The following is a 15,861-nucleotide window of genomic DNA, read 5'->3' as shown; positions in this document are numbered from 1 at the left end:
GGCCGGCGGCGGGGGCGGCGCGGTTTCCACCAGCTGCGGCTTCTCCGCATTGGCCGGGAGCGCCTTCGCATCGGGCATGTCGCTGGAGCCGGCCGCGGCGGGCAGGGGTTCGGGCAGCGGCTCGATCTCGGCCACCTGCTGCGGCGTTGCCGCCGGGCCGGCCTTGTAGAACTCGTCGTTGCGGCTGCTCAGCCACACCACCAGAAACAGGAGGATGCCGACGCCAAAGGCGATACCGGCGATCATCAGGCTGCGGCGGGGCAGGTGGAAGGTGATGTTCTTGCCAGACGTAGAGCGGGAAGCGGACATGAGCCATACCGTTGTGAACAGCCCGATTCTGCCACGCCGGCAATGACTGAGGGGTACATGGCGGCGCGCGGGCGGCAGAAATCCGCGTAACAGGCGATAATCCCCCTCCGTACCCGAACCCACCTGCCACCGCCATGCTTGATCCAGCCCTGCTTCGCCAACATCCCGCCGACCTTGCAGAACGCCTGCGCACCTCGCGCGGTTTCGAGCTGGATGTGTCCGGGCTGGAGTCGCTGGAAGCGGACCGCAAGCGCATCCAGGTGCGTACCCAGGAACTGCAGAGCCTGCGCAACAGCCGCTCCAAGGCCATCGGCCAGGCCAAGGCCAAGGGCGAAGACGTCTCGGCGATCATGGCCGAAGTGGCCGCCTTCGCCGATGAGCTCAAGGCCTCGGAAGTGGCCCTGGACGAACTGCGCGACAAGATCGAAGCCATCGCCCTGGGCATCCCCAACCTGCCGGCCGACGACGTGCCCGCCGGCAAGGACGAGACCGAGAACGTAGAACAGAAGCGCTGGGGCACCCCGCGCGCGTTCGACTTCCCCGTGCTCGACCACGTCGAACTGGGCGCCCGCAACCGCTGGCTCGATGGTGAGACCGCCGCCAAGCTGTCCGGTTCGCGCTTCACCGTGCTGCGCGGCCCGATCGCGCGCCTGCACCGCGCGCTGGCGCAGTTCATGCTCGACCTGCACACCGGCGAGCACGGCTATGAAGAAACGAACGTCCCGGCGCTGGTCAACGCCGAGTCGCTGCGCGGTACCAGCCAGCTGCCCAAGTTCGAAGACGACCTGTTCAAGACCGCCGTGGGCGAGTCCACGCGCTACCTGATCCCGACCTCGGAAGTGCCGCTGACCAACATCGTGCGCGATGACATCGTCGACGCCGACCAGCTGCCGCTGCGCATGACTGCCCACTCGCTGTGCTTCCGCGCCGAAGCCGGCAGCGGCGGCCGCGATGTGCGCGGCATGATCCGCCAGCACCAGTTCGAGAAGGTCGAACTGGTGGCCGCCTGCACCCCGGCGCAGAGCGACGAAGAACACCAGCGCATGACCCGCTGCGCCGAAGTGGTGCTGGAGAAGCTGGGCCTGCCGTACCGCAAGGTGCTGCTGTGCACCGGCGACATGGGCTTCTCGGCGATCAAGACCTACGACCTGGAAGTGTGGCTGCCCTCGCAGGACACCTACCGCGAGATCTCCTCGTGCTCCAACTGTGGCGATTTCCAGGCCCGCCGCATGCAGGCCCGCTGGCGCAACCCGGAAACCGGCAAGCCCGAACTGCTGCACACCCTCAACGGCTCCGGCGTGGCCGTGGGCCGGGCGATGATCGCGGTGATGGAGAACTACCAGAACGCCGACGGCAGCATCACCGTGCCGGACGCGCTCAAGCCCTACATGGGCGGCATCGAGACCATCGCCTGAAACGAAAAACCTGCCGAAAGGCGGGTTTTTTGCATCCAGGAGGTAGAGCCACCCCATGGGTGGCCGCCGTACCGTTCGGGCACCACGTGCAGCCACCCATGGGGTGGCTCTACCTCCGTTGTTCCTGGGCGGGTAGGGCCACGCCCTGCGTGGCTGGCGCTTTCCACGTTGATTCAATGCGAGCCAACGGCGGCCAAGTGCGTACCCGCGATCTCAAAAAGATGGCCCCAAAAGGGGCCATCAGGCGCAACACCGGCAAGGGAGAGAAAACCGGCGCCGCGCACCACGGCACCACGACGAGGGGGAGGGAGTGGCGTGGGGTTACACCTCAGGCAGCGGCCAGCTCACGCGGCTGCGGCAGCGCGGCCAGCGCCTGAGCGATCGCGTCGGTGCGGTGCTGCGGCGAGTAGGCGATGCCCTCGGCGCGCACGAATTCCACCTCGTCGATGCCGAAGAACGCGAACACCTGGCGCAGGTACGGATCCTGGAAGTCGGTCGGGGCGCCGGTGTGCAGGCCGCCGCGGCTGCTGGCCACGATCACGCGCTTGCCGCCGGCCAGGCCCACCGGGCCGGTATCGGTGTACTTGAAGGTCTTGCCAGCCACCGCCAGGCGGTCGATCCACGCCTTGAGGGTGGAGGCCACGCTGAAGTTGTACATTGGGGAGCCGATGACCACCACGTCGGCCGCCAGGAACTGCTCCAGCACCAGCGCCGCGTCGGCCACTTCGGCCGCGTCGGTCTGGGCCAGCGAACTGCTGCGCAGGTGCGCAACGGGCTGGGCGTCCAGGTCGCGGTAGGTGACCTCCAGGCCCGGCACCTGGTCACGCCACTGCTGGACCACGGCGGCCGAGAGCTGGCGGGAAACCGAGTTGTCGCCAAGGACGCTGGCATCGATGTGGAGAAGCTTCATGGCAATCACCTGTTATCTGGGAGGGGCGGGCAACGCGCCGCCGACGGAAAACAGGTTAGGTTGTTGCTTGGTTGGAATAAAGGTGGTTGAATACCACGTATTGTTCTATATCTGGAACTTCGGTATGCAAGACCTCAACGATCTCTACTACTTCGCCATGGTGGTCGACCACGGTGGTTTCGCCGCCGCCGAACGCGCCCTGGGCATCCCCAAATCCCGTCTGAGCCGCCGTATCAGCCAGCTGGAAACCGACCTCGGCGTACGCCTGCTGCAGCGCTCCACGCGCCGCTTCGCGGTGACCGACGTGGGCACCAGCGTGCACCGCCACGCCCAGACCATGCTCGCCGAGGCCCAGGCCGCGCGCGAAGTGGTGGACCGGCTGAGCGCCGAGCCACGCGGCCTGGTGCGCGCCAGCGTGCCGGTGTCGCTGGCGCAGATGCAGCTGCCCAAGCTGCTGCCCAAGTTCCTGGCCCAGTACCCCAAGGTGCGGCTGCAGCTGAACATCAGCAACCGCCGCGTGGACATCATCAACGAGGGCTACGACGTCGCCCTGCGCGTGCGCTCGCGGCTGGATGACGACGGCAGCCTGGTCATGCGCAGCTTCGGCCAGGTGCAGGAACTGCTGGTGGCGAGCCCGAAATACCTCGACCGTGCCGGCCGCCCCAAGGACCCGGACGAACTGGCCAACCACGTCACCCTGAGCATCAGCGAAGACGAAGCCCGCCAGCGCTGGGAACTGCACGGCCCCGAAGGCGCGGTGCGCCGCGTGGACCTGCAGCCACGCGTGGCCGGTTTCGATTTCCCGCTGCTGCAAAGCATGGTCAAGGACGGCTTCGGCATCACCATGCTGCCCGAGACCGTCTGCGCCGATGCCGTGCGCAGCGGCGAGCTGGAAGTGGTGCTGCCGGAATGGTCGCTGCCGCAGGGCGTGTGCCACGCCGTGTTCGCCTCGCGCCGCGGCCTGCTGCCGGCGGTGCGGGTGTTCATCGACTTCCTGGCCGAACACCTGCCGCCACAACTGGAGGCCTCGCGCCTGGATTGCGGTGGCGCGTGCGAGCGGGCCAAGGAGAAGATCAAGGCCAGCGCGCTGGGTGCGTTGGCGGTGGATGCGGGCTGAGCCCGGCACCGGCCGGGTGGGCAAAACCCACCTGAAATGCGAGAATGCGACCCCCGGCCAGTGCCGGGGAGCCATGCCGGACGGGGCGCTGCCCCGACCGGATGCCGGGGTTGAAATGACCTGGGCACGCGGTGCGCAGACAGCGCTACCGATACGGAGAGATGGCCGAGCGGTTTAAGGCACCGGTCTTGAAAACCGGCGAAGGGTCAAACCTTCCGTGGGTTCGAATCCCACTCTCTCCGCCAATCGCGTATAACTCATTGATTCTAAATATGAATTTTTGATGTGTCCTGATTGGCAGGCGGAAAGCATGCAGAGGCGACAATCGCATGCGCATCCCTCACCATTTGAGTCGGTCCGAGACCGGTCGCTGGTCCTTCGTCCAGCGTGTTCCCGTCGACCTTCACGCCGTGCTCGACTGCCGGCTGATCAAACGCACCCTTCGAACGAAAGACCTAGCTCAGGCCCACGTGCGTGCGGTCGTGCTGGGCGCAGGCTATGCTCGACTCTTCGCACAGTTGAAGGATCAACGCGTGGCCAAGCTCAGCAAAACGGATGCTGACCTTCTGATTGATCGTTTGACGAGCGCTGAGAACCTTCGCGAGCTCACGTTGAACCGCACCCGGGCATCGGACGGGACGGTCACGGAGCAATGGCAGATCGACAGTCCCAAGGACTTGAAGCTCTATAGGCAGCTCATGGAGTTGGAAGCGATGGCGGCCACGCTCCAGCAGCCTTCAGCAGCCCGCCGGGGACCGGCTCGCGAGATCTGGCCGCAGGTGACCTGCACATCCGCAACGCCACCGGCCCAGGCCATCGAGACGATCACCTTGGGAAAGGCGCGCGACGCCTTCCTGGCGACGCTCAAGCCTTCAACTCTGCCCAAGACCTACACGATCAAGAAGACCGCGATCGAGGCATTGGTGGCGTTCTTGGGGGCAAAGGCCAAGGTCCACGCGATCACGCGCTCGGACTTGGCCCGCTGGTATCAGGACATGCGGGAGAAGGGGGCTTCCACGCCGACCCTGACAAACAAGCAGTCCTACATCGGCGGCAAGGGCGGCTTCTTCGAGTGGGCCATGGCCTCTGGTCACTACCCGCGTGGCGACAACCCAGCCTCCGGCCATGTGAGCTATTCCCAGCGCGAGAAGCGCGCCCGCAAGAAGCTGGGTTTCAAAGCCTACGATAGGGCGCAGATCCGGGCGCTGTTCGCGCCCGAGGCACTGGCCAAACTGTCCGAATCGGCCCGCTGGGCGTCCCTCATTGGGCTCTACACCGGTGCCAGGGCGTCCGAAGTCGGTCAACTCCTCATCAAGGACGTGTTTGAGGAGGATGGCATCCCGTGTATCCGCATCTCAGACGACGGCGAGCACCAGAAGGTGAAAACCGAAGTGAGCCTTCGCACCGTGCCGCTACATCCTGAATTGCTCAAGATGGGACTCTTGGAGTGGGTCGACGGGAAGCGCGAGGCAGGTGAGACGAGACTATTCCCGGCGGCCAAAGCAACGGCCGTAAACGGGCAAGGGAACTGGATCACCAAGGCCTTCAGTCGGCACCTGGCTGAGGTGGGGAAGGGCTGGGAGCCCGCGAAGCGTGGGTTCCATTCCTTGCGGAAGACATTCATCCAGGAGCTGCAAGGGGTAGGGGTAGTTTCCGAGCTTAGGGCGCAAATTGTGGGGCATGAGCTCGATGACGAGCATCACTCGACCTACAGCAGGGGCTTTACCGCCCTAGAAAAGCTTGAGGGTCTAGGCGTGCACTCGCCTGGCCTGTCCGCTTTTGATGTGGCTGTCAGCCGTTCAAGGGTTGAGTAATAGCGCAGGAGAGCCTTTGCCTGATTGGTCAAAATCTAGAGCGAATTCGACCTATAAAATATCGAAGGGGAGTGGATTAAAAATGAGAAAGACACGGAAAGATCTTCTGGATGTCCCGACCGGGCAGGACGAGATGGGAGATGGAAGGGGCGAAGATCAGCATGTCGGCTGGGTCGACTGCCTATTTCGCGCCATTGCGAAATGGTCGTCGTTTCTTGTTTTCCTCGTTGTTCTACTTTTGGTTTTCCTTGTTTTTTGCGGGGATAAGCGACTTGCTATAATATGTATGAAGTACTTATTTGTAATAGCAGGGGGGGTGCAGATTTGTGCTGGGGTCTATTTGGGGATCTCGAAGCAAAAATATTTAGTCCGGGTTGTTGAGCAAGAGAAGCGATCCAGGACGTTCTTTGTCCGCCGTGTAGACCAGTATCGCTTGGTGCTTCGCCTTCTGAGAGATCTGCAAAAAACAGCCGCAAACGTCGGGGGTATTAATGCAGTCGCAATCCACTCGCTGCAAAACCGCTATGCCAATTTGGTTAGAAAGACGAGCAGTGGGCGGCGGAGTATAGGTGTAATCTCCCAAAAGGACTTGGCCAGTATGTTCATGGAGTCTTCGAGGAGCGCATTTTCTGGAACAATTTTTCTGATAATTGGGACTCTGATTATGGCTTTATCAGAGATTTTTCCAGCGCTGGTTGCTTAGCCGGGATTGGCTTCTCCGGTGCCTGGCTCAGTGCTAGCCATAAGAATACGACCGCGGTAGCTGCCGCACTTGTGCAAAGTGATGTTTTGTAAAAAATGCGCTTGGTCATACGTGCATCCCATCAGTTCGGTTGCAGGCTAGGGTGCGTTTGTTATTTGTCAATAGGTGAAACGCCCCTGGCCATCCTCCTTTCGGCTATGGACCATCCCACGAGCATCCTCAATCTGCTGCTCCGCCCCGACCAACTGCTCATCGCGGTCGATACGTGGGCCGAGGACGCACTGACTCAGAAGCCGTCGGTGGGCGCAAAGCTGCTGCTCATCCCGCAACACAATTTAGTGCTGGCCAGCCGCGGCTCCGCCCAGCTTTTCTTGAAGATCTACGAGCTGTGCCTTCAGGCCAGCTTCCGCGCGGACTTCACCATGGAGCAGCTCATGGCCGAGCTGGGGCTGGTCGTGGACCACCTTTGGCCGAACTACCTTCAGRCAGCCGCGGAGGCGGGCATGGCGCGGGACATCCTGCACAGCGAGCTTGTTCTGGGCGGCTGGTCACCGAAGAATGGCCGGATGATGGCCACGGCCTATGCCAAGGATGTCGGCGGTGGTCCGGCACGGGTGCAGCCGCTGGAAGGCGGCGTGGCCTAACCTGGGGAGCCGCTACGCGGGCGGCAATACAGCTTCAAACTTAGGGCCGACTTGGAGGCTGGACGGCTGCAGACGGCCTTCCTCAACAGGAGCACGGGGCGAACCGTTGCTGGAGGGGGCTGCTGGTTGCCGATATGCGCAAGGGACAAGTGATCATCACCGACGTGGCGGGGCTGTAATCTCACCGTCACGCCTCAATCGGTTGCATGTGCTCGAAGGCGGACTTGCAGGTTGATGGGAGTTCCCTGCGGATAGACTCTGGGCACCTTATTAGAGGTCCAACAAGTTGTCCCCACTTGGGGTCCGAAGCTTGGCTCGCTTCCCTTTGGCATGATTATTGGGCTACAGGCGGCTACTGTGAACGCGGTCGCTTGGCTGGCGAGGACAGGCCTGGTTGTTTTCCACACTTGAGGCCGGAAGGCCGTGATTGAGAGCGGGCGGGGGTCAAATGACGCGCAATTTCCATGACCAGCGTTCGGGCGGCCAATCCACCTCCCCAAGCCAGCTTGGGGGAGGTATTCATGTCCGTCCCCTTAACAGAAGGGGTGCGGGAACCTTATACAGCGAGCGACCAAGCCGATTCGAGCCGTCGCGTATTCACGCCCAGGACTCTGATCTCAAGAGATGATGCTCAGGAGAAAGGAAGTCGAGAGGAAAGGAGAACAGCCATGAACCGCGCGAATGAGACGGAGGTCCGCTGGCTCAGTTTTCGCCTCCGGAACGGCCAGTCGATTGGTCCAGAGAAGCTGCGGGCTGCTTGGGAACAGGCCGCGGAGACAAGGAGGTGTGCCGTCCGAAGAGAGGTCTTGCCGGGCGGTCTAGCTGTTTACTCGCTCTACGGCCCAGGGTTTCTCATCTCACCTCAAAAGGCAGAAGAAAGCATTCGGGCGTTTCTTACAAAAGAAGGCTATCTTTTCACCATGACACACGTGGTTGGGAAAGAAAGAAGCCCCACCTGACCTAAACTAGTCTTGCAAATCCTACGATTATGAAGAGCAAAAGCCGGACACGAGCCGATCTGCGAGATCCGTGGCGCTCATTGGCCTGGCTAAGGCAAAACCCTGTATTTCGTCGCAGCCTAAGCTCTGCAACAAAGAGACTTGCTCCTCGGTTTCGGCTCCCTCGGCCACCGTCATGTATCCCAAGCCGTGAGCCAAGCCGATGATGGCGCGAGCCTTGAGAAGTGAGCGTTCGTCTGTTGCCAAATTGTCGATCAGGGATTTGTCGAGCTTCAAGATGTCCATTGGAAGCTCTGTCAAATATGCAAAGTTGCTGTATCCACTTCCGAAATCATCCACGGCGAGGCGGATCCCGGCCAAGGCCATGAGTTTGAGCTGCCGACCTGGCAGCGAGTCTGCCCGAAGCCACTCCCCTTCAGTGATTTCTATTTCTACGTCTTCGCAGGAAAGGCCTTTCGATTTGATCTTTGCGATGAGCCGTTCGGCGGCGTCGGCGCGGGCTACATCTTTGGCGGACAGGTTGATGGAAAGCCCCAGCGTCAAGCCGAGCCTTCGCCAGGCGGACAGTTGGTCGAGCGCGTGGTCAACGACCCACTCAGTGACGCCCTCCATCAATGCGGTTCTCTCAAACACGGGAATGAACTCCGCCGGGCTGACGGAGCCCAGATGAGGATGGTTCCACCTTATGAGCACCTCGGCAGAGACCGGCTGCAGGTCGCTGGATCGAAATCTCGGCTGGTAGACCAGATGGAATTCGTCTTCCTTCAAGCCGCGCTGGGCGTCGGCGGCAAGCCGATAGCCCCGTCTCAGCCCGTCATCCCTGCCTGCCGAGTACCAGGCGAAGGAGACTTGGTCCGCTATGGATGCATGCAAGCCAATGAGCATCCTTCGGATCACGTCATCCGCACCGTCCACACCCAGCGTCACCGCACAGATCCCCGCATGAAAAAGAGGGGACATCGGGACAGCCGCAGCGACCAGCGGCCGAAGCATCCGCGAACGCAGCTCCTCGACTAGCCGCTCCACATCTTCAGCAGTGGGTAGGTCGACGAGAAAGGCAAAACGCGTCACGCCAACGTGATAGACGACCGCCAAGCCTTCAAGCGCAACGTTGAAGCGCACGCCTGCCCGCTTAATGAGGGCCTCTAGTGGGCCCATCCCCAGCACCTGGCCAGCTTCGTTTGCCCTTGGAAGATCAAAGATGTCAACGAGCACGGCATAGAGCGCCTTGTTAGGTTCTCTCTCCGACCAACCTGCATAGTCGATCGTGAACTGGTGGCGGTTGGGCAGCCCGCTCACGGGCTCTCGCCGCCCTGAGAGCACCCGCAACTCCAGTTCATTCATCGCAGCACGGGCCAACGTCTCAAGCTGTCGCGTCTCTGCCGTTGTAAATACCCGAGCCACCTTGTCCATGACGCACAGGGCGCCGATCGGCGTGCCGTTCTGGGCGATCAGCGGGCACCCCGCATAGAACCGTAAGTAAGGCTCGCCATCGACGAGCGGGTTCTTCGCGAAGCGCTCGTCCTGTTGAAGGTCGCTGACGACCAGGGTTCTTCCCTGACTAATGGTGTGCGAACAAATCGAGTCGTGGATGGTGGTTTCTGTGACCTCTAGCCCACGGCGCGAGATCAACCTCTGTCTATCGGCATCGACTAGTGAGACGAAGGCGACCGGGGCATCGAGGGCGTAAGTGGCCAGCTCAATGAGCCTGTCCAAGGAAGCGCCCGCTGCATCGTCCAGGACGTTTAGCCCTTCCAGCGCAGACATCCGTTCTTCAGAGGCAGTGGGGGCCATGCGCAGTTTGAAATGTGGGGGGGTGATTGCAACCATACGCCCGAGAGGTCACGTTCGGGAAGGGGCCCCCCGGAAGAGCGCTCAGTCCGCACGTCTAAATTGAAACCGTTCCTGCTGTCCGTCGAGTGAATGGGGCGCAGCGCTCGTTCCTGGCATGCTACTCCGCATCTTCCCAGCACCTAGAGGGTCGCTGTCGACTGATCTCATCGCGGCGTTGACACCTCCGGGGCTTGGCTTACTCCAAGTGCTAGCAGGGCCGCGGCATCTGATGCTCGCTGGATTAGAGGCAATCCCCTAGCCAACGAGGCATCTCTTTGGCTCTCGTGCCCTAAAAGACAAAGACGACCATCTTCTCGGCAGGCGCGCCGGGCGGGGCAGGCACCGAGCTCAGCAAGCGCTCAAACTCTGCAGTGTCCGAGTGGTGGAGCACCAACGGATGGTAGTCGGTGCAACTTGCGGACGGCACTCGGCCTGATGTATCCAGATGGCAGCTGTTGACGATTGTGATGCTTATCCGCAGCTCTTCCTCATGGGCCTGCGCATGCAACGCAGCCGGGCAAAAGCCGAAGAGAAGTGCGGTGTACAGGGCCGTCCGATTGCCCGGCGCAGTCGTGTTAGGTTTCATGCGATTGTCCCGTATCGAGCCTCTTCATCAGGGAGGCAAAGCGCGCCCCTGAGATGGCCTGCCGATTGCAGCATTTTGGACAGCTGAGCACGACTCCTCGACTGATTTGTTCCAAGCCGCTGGATGGAGATGTTGCAGTGAACTCAGCGGAACATCCCTGGCACTCTGCGGTCACCGACCTGAGTTCTTCCAAGATTTCGTCCCTGTAGCTGGCCTTACCTACAACAGAAAGCAAACGGAATGCGCCAGTATTTGGCATGGCTCGCGGCTCCTTGGCGAGATCGACTGAGTGGGCAATTGGTTCGGCTCATGACCGACACCACGGCGCTATGTTATGCGTCGACGACCCTTTCACCGGTGAAAGGCCCGTCGACACGGCGTCTAAGTCTGGACCAAGGGGCAGGGGCCAACAGTGAGTGTGGACGTGGATGTGGCCTACAGGTCGTTCGCGCAGTCGCTCAGGCAGCGCCCAGCAATTGGGGATGGTTCCTCGACGCTCTGGGCTTTGCGTGCGCGCAATGGCCGGCGGAGGGAATTGTCCCAATAGTTAAGTGGCCCTTCTGCTGCGCACGTCCGCAGCACGAAACCCAAGCCGGACGTGACTAAAGCTCGGCCCTATCCGGCCGCTACTCGTGTATGGAGGACACATATCAGGACGCCAGCCCGCATAGCCCTCGCGAGTCGGCGGCCCTGCGCACCCTCGACGTTGAGCTATTGTTTCGGCTGGAAATGACGGCCAGGCAAGTTAGGGGGCTATTTGCTCACCCCGGTTGGGCGGGGCAGGAGGCCCAGAGTTCGGAATGGGTCGTTGATGAGGTCTGGACGGGCCCAGCTTGGGGTGGGCAGCTACTGAAGGACGCTGTGGGGGTGATAAAGAATTCTTTCGAAGAGGTGGCGAGAGCGCCCATTTTTGGGCCTGCTTCGAAAGCAACCGCATTGGAACGTGAGAGCCTGCTTCGAGCCCGCCTGCTGGCCTATCCTGCGGGACGCGCGATCTTCATGCCGTCGGGACTAAAAGATGGCGAGGAGAGATTCTTCACAATCGTCGTTGGGTACATTGCGCGGCATCAGATCAGCGTCAAAGAGGACGTATTCGTTGCCAATTGGCTTTTGCAACATCCGGAACAGCTTCAGCAGCTTTTTGAGCTGGTCCGACGCTCCCAATCAGCTGGTATGGATCCTACGGTGGTTGCGGAGGCATTCTTAGGTCCATTCCTTCAATGACACCGCCACGTTTTTGTGGCTAGTACGCGCGGAGACAGTGGTACGTCGGTTGGTAGGTTTCCTTGCCCGCAGCAATCGGCTGGTTTCGCGATTCCTTGTCGAGCACTCTGCCGCCTGGGGGGCGAAAGAGGCACCAATGATAGTCCATAGCTACGCCAAGTCACCGTGCGTGGGAAAAGCGTAGACAGCGCCGAATAGGCCGGCAGGCGGTGGCCTTGTGGTGGTTTCCTCCTAAAGCCCAGTCGAGAAACCATCACGATCGCGGCTACTCTTTTAGTGTTCTTGTTTGCTCTCGATGTGCTCCGGTAAAGGTTGCCCGTCCTAGCCGAGTAGTCACCTGCCCTCTGCCCGATCTTGCGTGAGCGTCATTACAATGCTGGTTGCTGTAGCGACGGTCATGCCGTCCTCGCGCTGGATATCGCATCTATAGTGGCTAATCGTCCGACCGCGATGCGTGGGCCAAGCGTGAGCCCTTAGCCTGGCTTTCCACACAGGGCGCAAAAATGAAATGGACAGCTCGATGCTTGTGAAGCTCGTTGCTGGCTCGATCAGGGTGGAGTGAGCGGTGCCAATTGCAGCATCAGCTAGCTCGGCCAAAATGCCGCCATGGACCGTGCCTTGCTGGTTGCCGTGTTTGGCCGAATCCGCTTCAAGCTCTAGAGTTGCCATTGCCTCTCGTATGGCGATGAGCTTGAATCCGAGAAGTGCCGATATAGCGGTGGGATAGCGAAGGTGAGTAGTTTGCGCTGCCGATAAGGTTCCATTGAGTTGCTTTTTCAAAAACTCAAGGACCGGTAAGTGTTGGGAACCTGCTTTCACGCCGCTCTCCTTTAGCCTTGTCTGGGTTAGACGAATTTTTTACGGCCTGCCCACGCTCGCCCACGTTGCTGTAGCTTTAGCTAGCCGGCCAGCTGAGGTCTTTAGGTTGGGAGTTTGTAGGTGTAATTTAGGACAATCAATTTATTGTCCTAAGGACGCCGCATGAGATCCCGTTCCATCTCATCAGTGACGGAAGCGCTTGTTAAYCGAATTGACAGTGGCGACTTGGCGCCCGGGGTGCAGCTTCCGACGCACCGAAAGTTGGCCGCCCAATTCGGCATAGCAGTGGCGTCCGCCACCAAGGTCTATGCCCAATTACAAGCGTCCGGACACGTTATAGGCGAAATAGGCAGGGGGATGTTTGTCCGTGCACGCCGAAGAGAAGTGGCCTGGGACCCGGAGAACGAAGCGAGGTCAAGTTCTATTGCGATCGACCTGTCATTCAATCACCCCACGTGGCCAGGGCAGGAGGCGATGGTGAGATGCATGTTGCGCGAGTTGGCAGCTTCCGCGGAGGCAAGGTCACTCCTGCATCAGCAGCCGCCCGGTGGACGCGGACGGGAGCGGCAGATCATGGGCGAGTTCTTGTCCGACCAGCGTGGAGTCAAATGCGCGGTTGGCCGGACCTTCTTGGTTGGTGGTGCTCAGCAGGGCTTGGACGTCGTCGCGAGGGCGGTGCTTGGGATCCACGACCGTGTGGCCGTTGACGCGCTGACTTATCCCGGTTTTAAGATGCTGGCGAGGAGCCATGGGATCGAGTTGATGCCCGTTGCTTGTGCGGCCACTGGCCCGGACCTCGACGCTTTGGACGCTCTGTGTGATCGAAACCGTATCCGAGCCGTGTACACAATGCCTACGATGCACAATCCCTTGAGTTGGGTAATGAGCGAGTTGCATCGGCGACGGCTTGTTGATATCGCCCGCCGCCACGACCTTCTGATCATTGAAGATGCCTCCTACTCTTTTTTGGCAGAGGGGGCGCCAGCGCCGTTGGCCTGCCTAGCCCCTGAGAGGACTTTCTACATCACCAGCCTTTCTAAGGGGCTGGGAACCGGGCTTCGCTTTGGGGCCATTGTTTCGCCGATTCAATTTAAGGACCGCGTCACCTCAGCCATTCGCGCAAGTTACTGGAGCCTGCCCAGTATTGTTGCGGTGATGGCGGCGCGTTGGATTGAGGACGGCACGCTCAGTCGTGTTGAGGGAGATATTGTCGAACAAGCGCGCCGGCGTCAGCTGGTTGCCGCAGAGGTGTTTAGAGGAATGAATACCGTCACCGGTCCAACCTCAATGTGCTTGTGGATGCCTCTACCCGACGGGCTCCGAATGGACCAGGTTGCAGCGGCATTGGCCGAACAATATGTGGCGGTCTCTAAAGCTAGCGCATACGCCGCGACCCCGCAGGCGCCACATGCGCTCCGCATTGGTTTGAGTTCGGTGGAAAGTGAAGGACTTTTGCGAGAAGCCTTGATGACGGTGAGGAAGACTGTAGAGTCCTTTCCAATCTGAGGGAACAACTGAATCTGCCCTCCTCAAATGCGCCGTCATACGTGTGAAGGCGCGCAGAGTGAGTGGGAAAAGACCGTTTAGGCTCGACCAAGCACTCAGTCACGCGCTCATTCACCGGGATATCAGTTCCTTTACCCGCTCGGTTAGAACGCCAATATTGAAAGGTTTGGTTAGAACCGACATTCCCGGTCCTAAATGGCCTTCGTTCAGCATCGCATTCTCAGCGAAGCCAGTGACAAATAGAACTTTGAGGGAAGGGCGCGATACGCGAGCCGCCTCTGCCATCTGACGGCCGTTCATGCCACCTGGCAGCCCTACGTCGCTGATGAGCAGATCCAGCCTGATATCGCTCTGCAATATGCTCAGCCCAGTCAGGCTGTCTGCAGCTTGGATAACGTGGTAGCCCATGTCTTCCAATACATCGGTAAAGAGCATTCGGATGGTAGGCTCGTCGTCGACGATCATCACGGTCTCGCCGGCGTCCGTGGGGACCAGCCGTAGAGGTTCGGTGCTGTGGTCATTGTCCATTGCACTGCCGCTGTAACGGGGCAGATAGATGCACACGCTCGTTCCTTCGCCGATCTCCGAGTAGATCCGAACGTGCCCGCCAGACTGCTTGGCGAAGCCATAAATCATTGAGAGTCCTAGACCAGTTCCGGCACCTATTGGTTTGGTGGTGAAGAACGGATCGAAGGCTCTGGCCACCACCTCCGGCGGCATGCCCGTTCCATTGTCACTGACGGACATTGAGAGGTATTGTCCTTCTGGGATGGAAAGCTCCTTGCCTGCATCTCGGTCGACCCGGCGGTTGCAGGTTTCGACGGTCAGTAGGCCTCCGTCAGGCATGGCATCCCGAGCGTTGATGCACAAGTTGAGCAAGGAATTTTCAAGTTGAGAGCGATCGACCAGTACGGTCCAAAGGTCGGCGGCGCGCATACTTTCGACCCGTATCCCAGGACCGACGGTGCGCTGGATCATGTCCAGCATGTCCCCTATAAGTCGGTTCACGTCAGTCGCAACGGGCAACAATGTCTGTCGACGTGCGAAGGCGAGCAATCGGTGCGTAAGGGCAGCCGCCCGGTCGGATGCGTCCTGAGCCGTGCTGACATATTTTGCTAAGTTTTCAGTACGGCCTTGCTCTACGCGCATGGAAATCAAATCAAGGGCTCCAGATATCCCGGCCAGCAAGTTGTTGAAGTCATGTGCCAGGCCGCCAGTCAGATGCCCCACTGCCTCCATCTTTTGTGACTGACGCAAGGCTTCTTCTGACTGCATCAGCTCTCGCGTGCGCTCTTCAATCCGGTGTTCCAAGGCAGCATTGAGATTGCGTAGCTCTTCGATAGCTTGGTCGCGTTGAGCGAGAAGTTCACGCTTCTCGTCGAGATCTAAGATGACGCCTGGGAAGCGAAGCGGGGTTCCATCATGTGCATGCTCCACTCGCCCGTTAGCTTCCACCCAGTGATAGTCTCCGTCCTGCCTGCGGACGCGATACTGGTGCGCGTATGGACCACCTCGGCAGATCGCATCTCTAATGGCGTTGGCCAATCCTTCTTGGTCACTGGGATGCACATTGGAAATGATCCCAGCAAGCGGGATGTCGTCGAGCCGGTTTAAGCTCTCAAGACCAAAGCTTTCAGAAAATCCTTCGTCGATGGTGAAGCAATCTTGAGTAAGGTCCCAACTCCATGTCCCGACGATGGCGCCAGCAGCCAGTGCAAGCTGCACGCGTTCTGCATCACGCGCGGCGACGAGTTTGGCTTCAATCGCTTTGTCTCGCTCCAGTGTACGAGAATCGATTGCCTCGGCTAGGCTGATGTTCTTTCGGCTGAGCAGCTTGTGACGAGCATCTCTTGTGTGGTTGGCGATAACTTGATCGCTGGTTTCGATGGCGACATTCAGTATCCCAACGATGGAGCTATCTTCTCCAAAGACCGGGGAGGCCGTGGCATTCCAGTAGGTGGTTTGGCGAACACCCGACCGGGTCATGGGAAGGAGGATCTCGTTGCTCCCACACCCTTTGCC

General features: G+C 60.2%; 13 protein-coding genes, 1 tRNA gene and 1 pseudogene. 9 read left to right on the top strand and 6 right to left on the bottom strand.

The annotated features are described in order from the left end of the window. A pseudogene (locus tag AC1DR7_RS18315) lies at positions 1-309 on the bottom strand (energy transducer TonB); the annotation flags it as partial. A 134-nt stretch (positions 310-443) separates the two neighbouring features. Here AC1DR7_RS18315 and serS point away from each other — a divergent pair. Then, positions 444-1,724: a serine--tRNA ligase gene (gene serS, locus AC1DR7_RS18310; RefSeq protein WP_256774491.1), complete on the top strand. Its 1,281-nt coding sequence runs from the start codon at positions 444-446 to the stop codon at positions 1,722-1,724. A gap of 328 nt (positions 1,725-2,052) precedes the next feature. Here serS and AC1DR7_RS18305 read toward each other — a convergent pair whose 3' ends face one another. Beyond that, the gene (locus AC1DR7_RS18305) at positions 2,053-2,634 is read right to left on the bottom strand and encodes an FMN-dependent NADH-azoreductase (RefSeq protein WP_256774490.1); all 582 of its coding nucleotides are present in this window, start codon (positions 2,632-2,634) and stop codon (positions 2,053-2,055) included. Between the two features lie 124 nt (positions 2,635-2,758). On the opposite strand from AC1DR7_RS18305, the gene AC1DR7_RS18300 reads away from it, so the two are divergent. From AC1DR7_RS18300 to AC1DR7_RS18275, 6 genes are all read left to right on the top strand, one after another. Further along, complete coding sequence (locus tag AC1DR7_RS18300; RefSeq protein WP_256774489.1) at positions 2,759-3,751, top strand: LysR substrate-binding domain-containing protein; 993 nt, start codon at positions 2,759-2,761, stop codon at positions 3,749-3,751. A 155-nt stretch (positions 3,752-3,906) separates the two neighbouring features. Then, positions 3,907-3,996 (top strand) — tRNA-Ser (locus tag AC1DR7_RS18295). 84 nt (positions 3,997-4,080) lie between these two features. Beyond that, on the top strand, positions 4,081-5,565 hold the full coding sequence (locus AC1DR7_RS18290) for a DUF6538 domain-containing protein (RefSeq protein WP_478052984.1): 1,485 nt from the start codon (positions 4,081-4,083) through the stop codon (positions 5,563-5,565). Between the two features lie 82 nt (positions 5,566-5,647). After that, the gene (locus AC1DR7_RS18285; protein WP_478076604.1) at positions 5,648-6,268 is read left to right on the top strand and encodes a hypothetical protein; all 621 of its coding nucleotides are present in this window, start codon (positions 5,648-5,650) and stop codon (positions 6,266-6,268) included. A gap of 197 nt (positions 6,269-6,465) precedes the next feature. Then, positions 6,466-6,912 (top strand): hypothetical protein, encoded by a 447-nt coding sequence (locus tag AC1DR7_RS18280; protein WP_478076603.1) that lies wholly within the window; start codon positions 6,466-6,468, stop codon positions 6,910-6,912. 668 nt (positions 6,913-7,580) lie between these two features. Beyond that, positions 7,581-7,871, top strand: coding sequence for a hypothetical protein (locus AC1DR7_RS18275; protein WP_457321176.1), 291 nt, complete (start codon positions 7,581-7,583; stop codon positions 7,869-7,871). Between the two features lie 27 nt (positions 7,872-7,898). On the opposite strand, the gene AC1DR7_RS18270 is transcribed toward AC1DR7_RS18275, so the two are convergent. Continuing rightward, positions 7,899-9,638 (bottom strand): EAL domain-containing protein, encoded by a 1,740-nt coding sequence (locus AC1DR7_RS18270; protein ID WP_478076602.1) that lies wholly within the window; start codon positions 9,636-9,638, stop codon positions 7,899-7,901. A 355-nt stretch (positions 9,639-9,993) separates the two neighbouring features. Continuing rightward, positions 9,994-10,290, bottom strand: a complete 297-nt coding sequence (locus tag AC1DR7_RS18265) for a hypothetical protein (RefSeq protein WP_478052346.1) — start codon at positions 10,288-10,290, stop codon at positions 9,994-9,996. Between the two features lie 636 nt (positions 10,291-10,926). Here AC1DR7_RS18265 and AC1DR7_RS18260 point away from each other — a divergent pair. Continuing rightward, positions 10,927-11,514, top strand: coding sequence for a hypothetical protein (locus AC1DR7_RS18260; protein WP_478052347.1), 588 nt, complete (start codon positions 10,927-10,929; stop codon positions 11,512-11,514). Between the two features lie 333 nt (positions 11,515-11,847). Here the strand turns inward: AC1DR7_RS18260 and AC1DR7_RS18255 are convergent, their stop codons facing one another. Then, positions 11,848-12,333, bottom strand: a complete 486-nt coding sequence (locus tag AC1DR7_RS18255; protein ID WP_159496137.1) for a PaaI family thioesterase — start codon at positions 12,331-12,333, stop codon at positions 11,848-11,850. A 162-nt stretch (positions 12,334-12,495) separates the two neighbouring features. Between AC1DR7_RS18255 and AC1DR7_RS18250 the strand changes: the two genes are divergently transcribed. Further along, on the top strand, positions 12,496-13,839 hold the full coding sequence (locus tag AC1DR7_RS18250; RefSeq protein ID WP_478052393.1) for an aminotransferase-like domain-containing protein: 1,344 nt from the start codon (positions 12,496-12,498) through the stop codon (positions 13,837-13,839). Positions 13,840-13,950: 111 nt separating this feature from the next. On the opposite strand, the gene AC1DR7_RS18245 is transcribed toward AC1DR7_RS18250, so the two are convergent. Continuing rightward, a partial coding sequence (locus tag AC1DR7_RS18245) for an ATP-binding protein (RefSeq protein ID WP_478076601.1) occupies positions 13,951-15,861 on the bottom strand: 1,911 nt, incomplete at its 5' end.

It is taken from the genome of Stenotrophomonas sp. P5_A9, assembly GCF_056400525.1.
The sequence above is the reverse complement of the archived record's forward strand: the minus strand, read 5'-3'. Positions and strand labels throughout refer to the sequence as shown.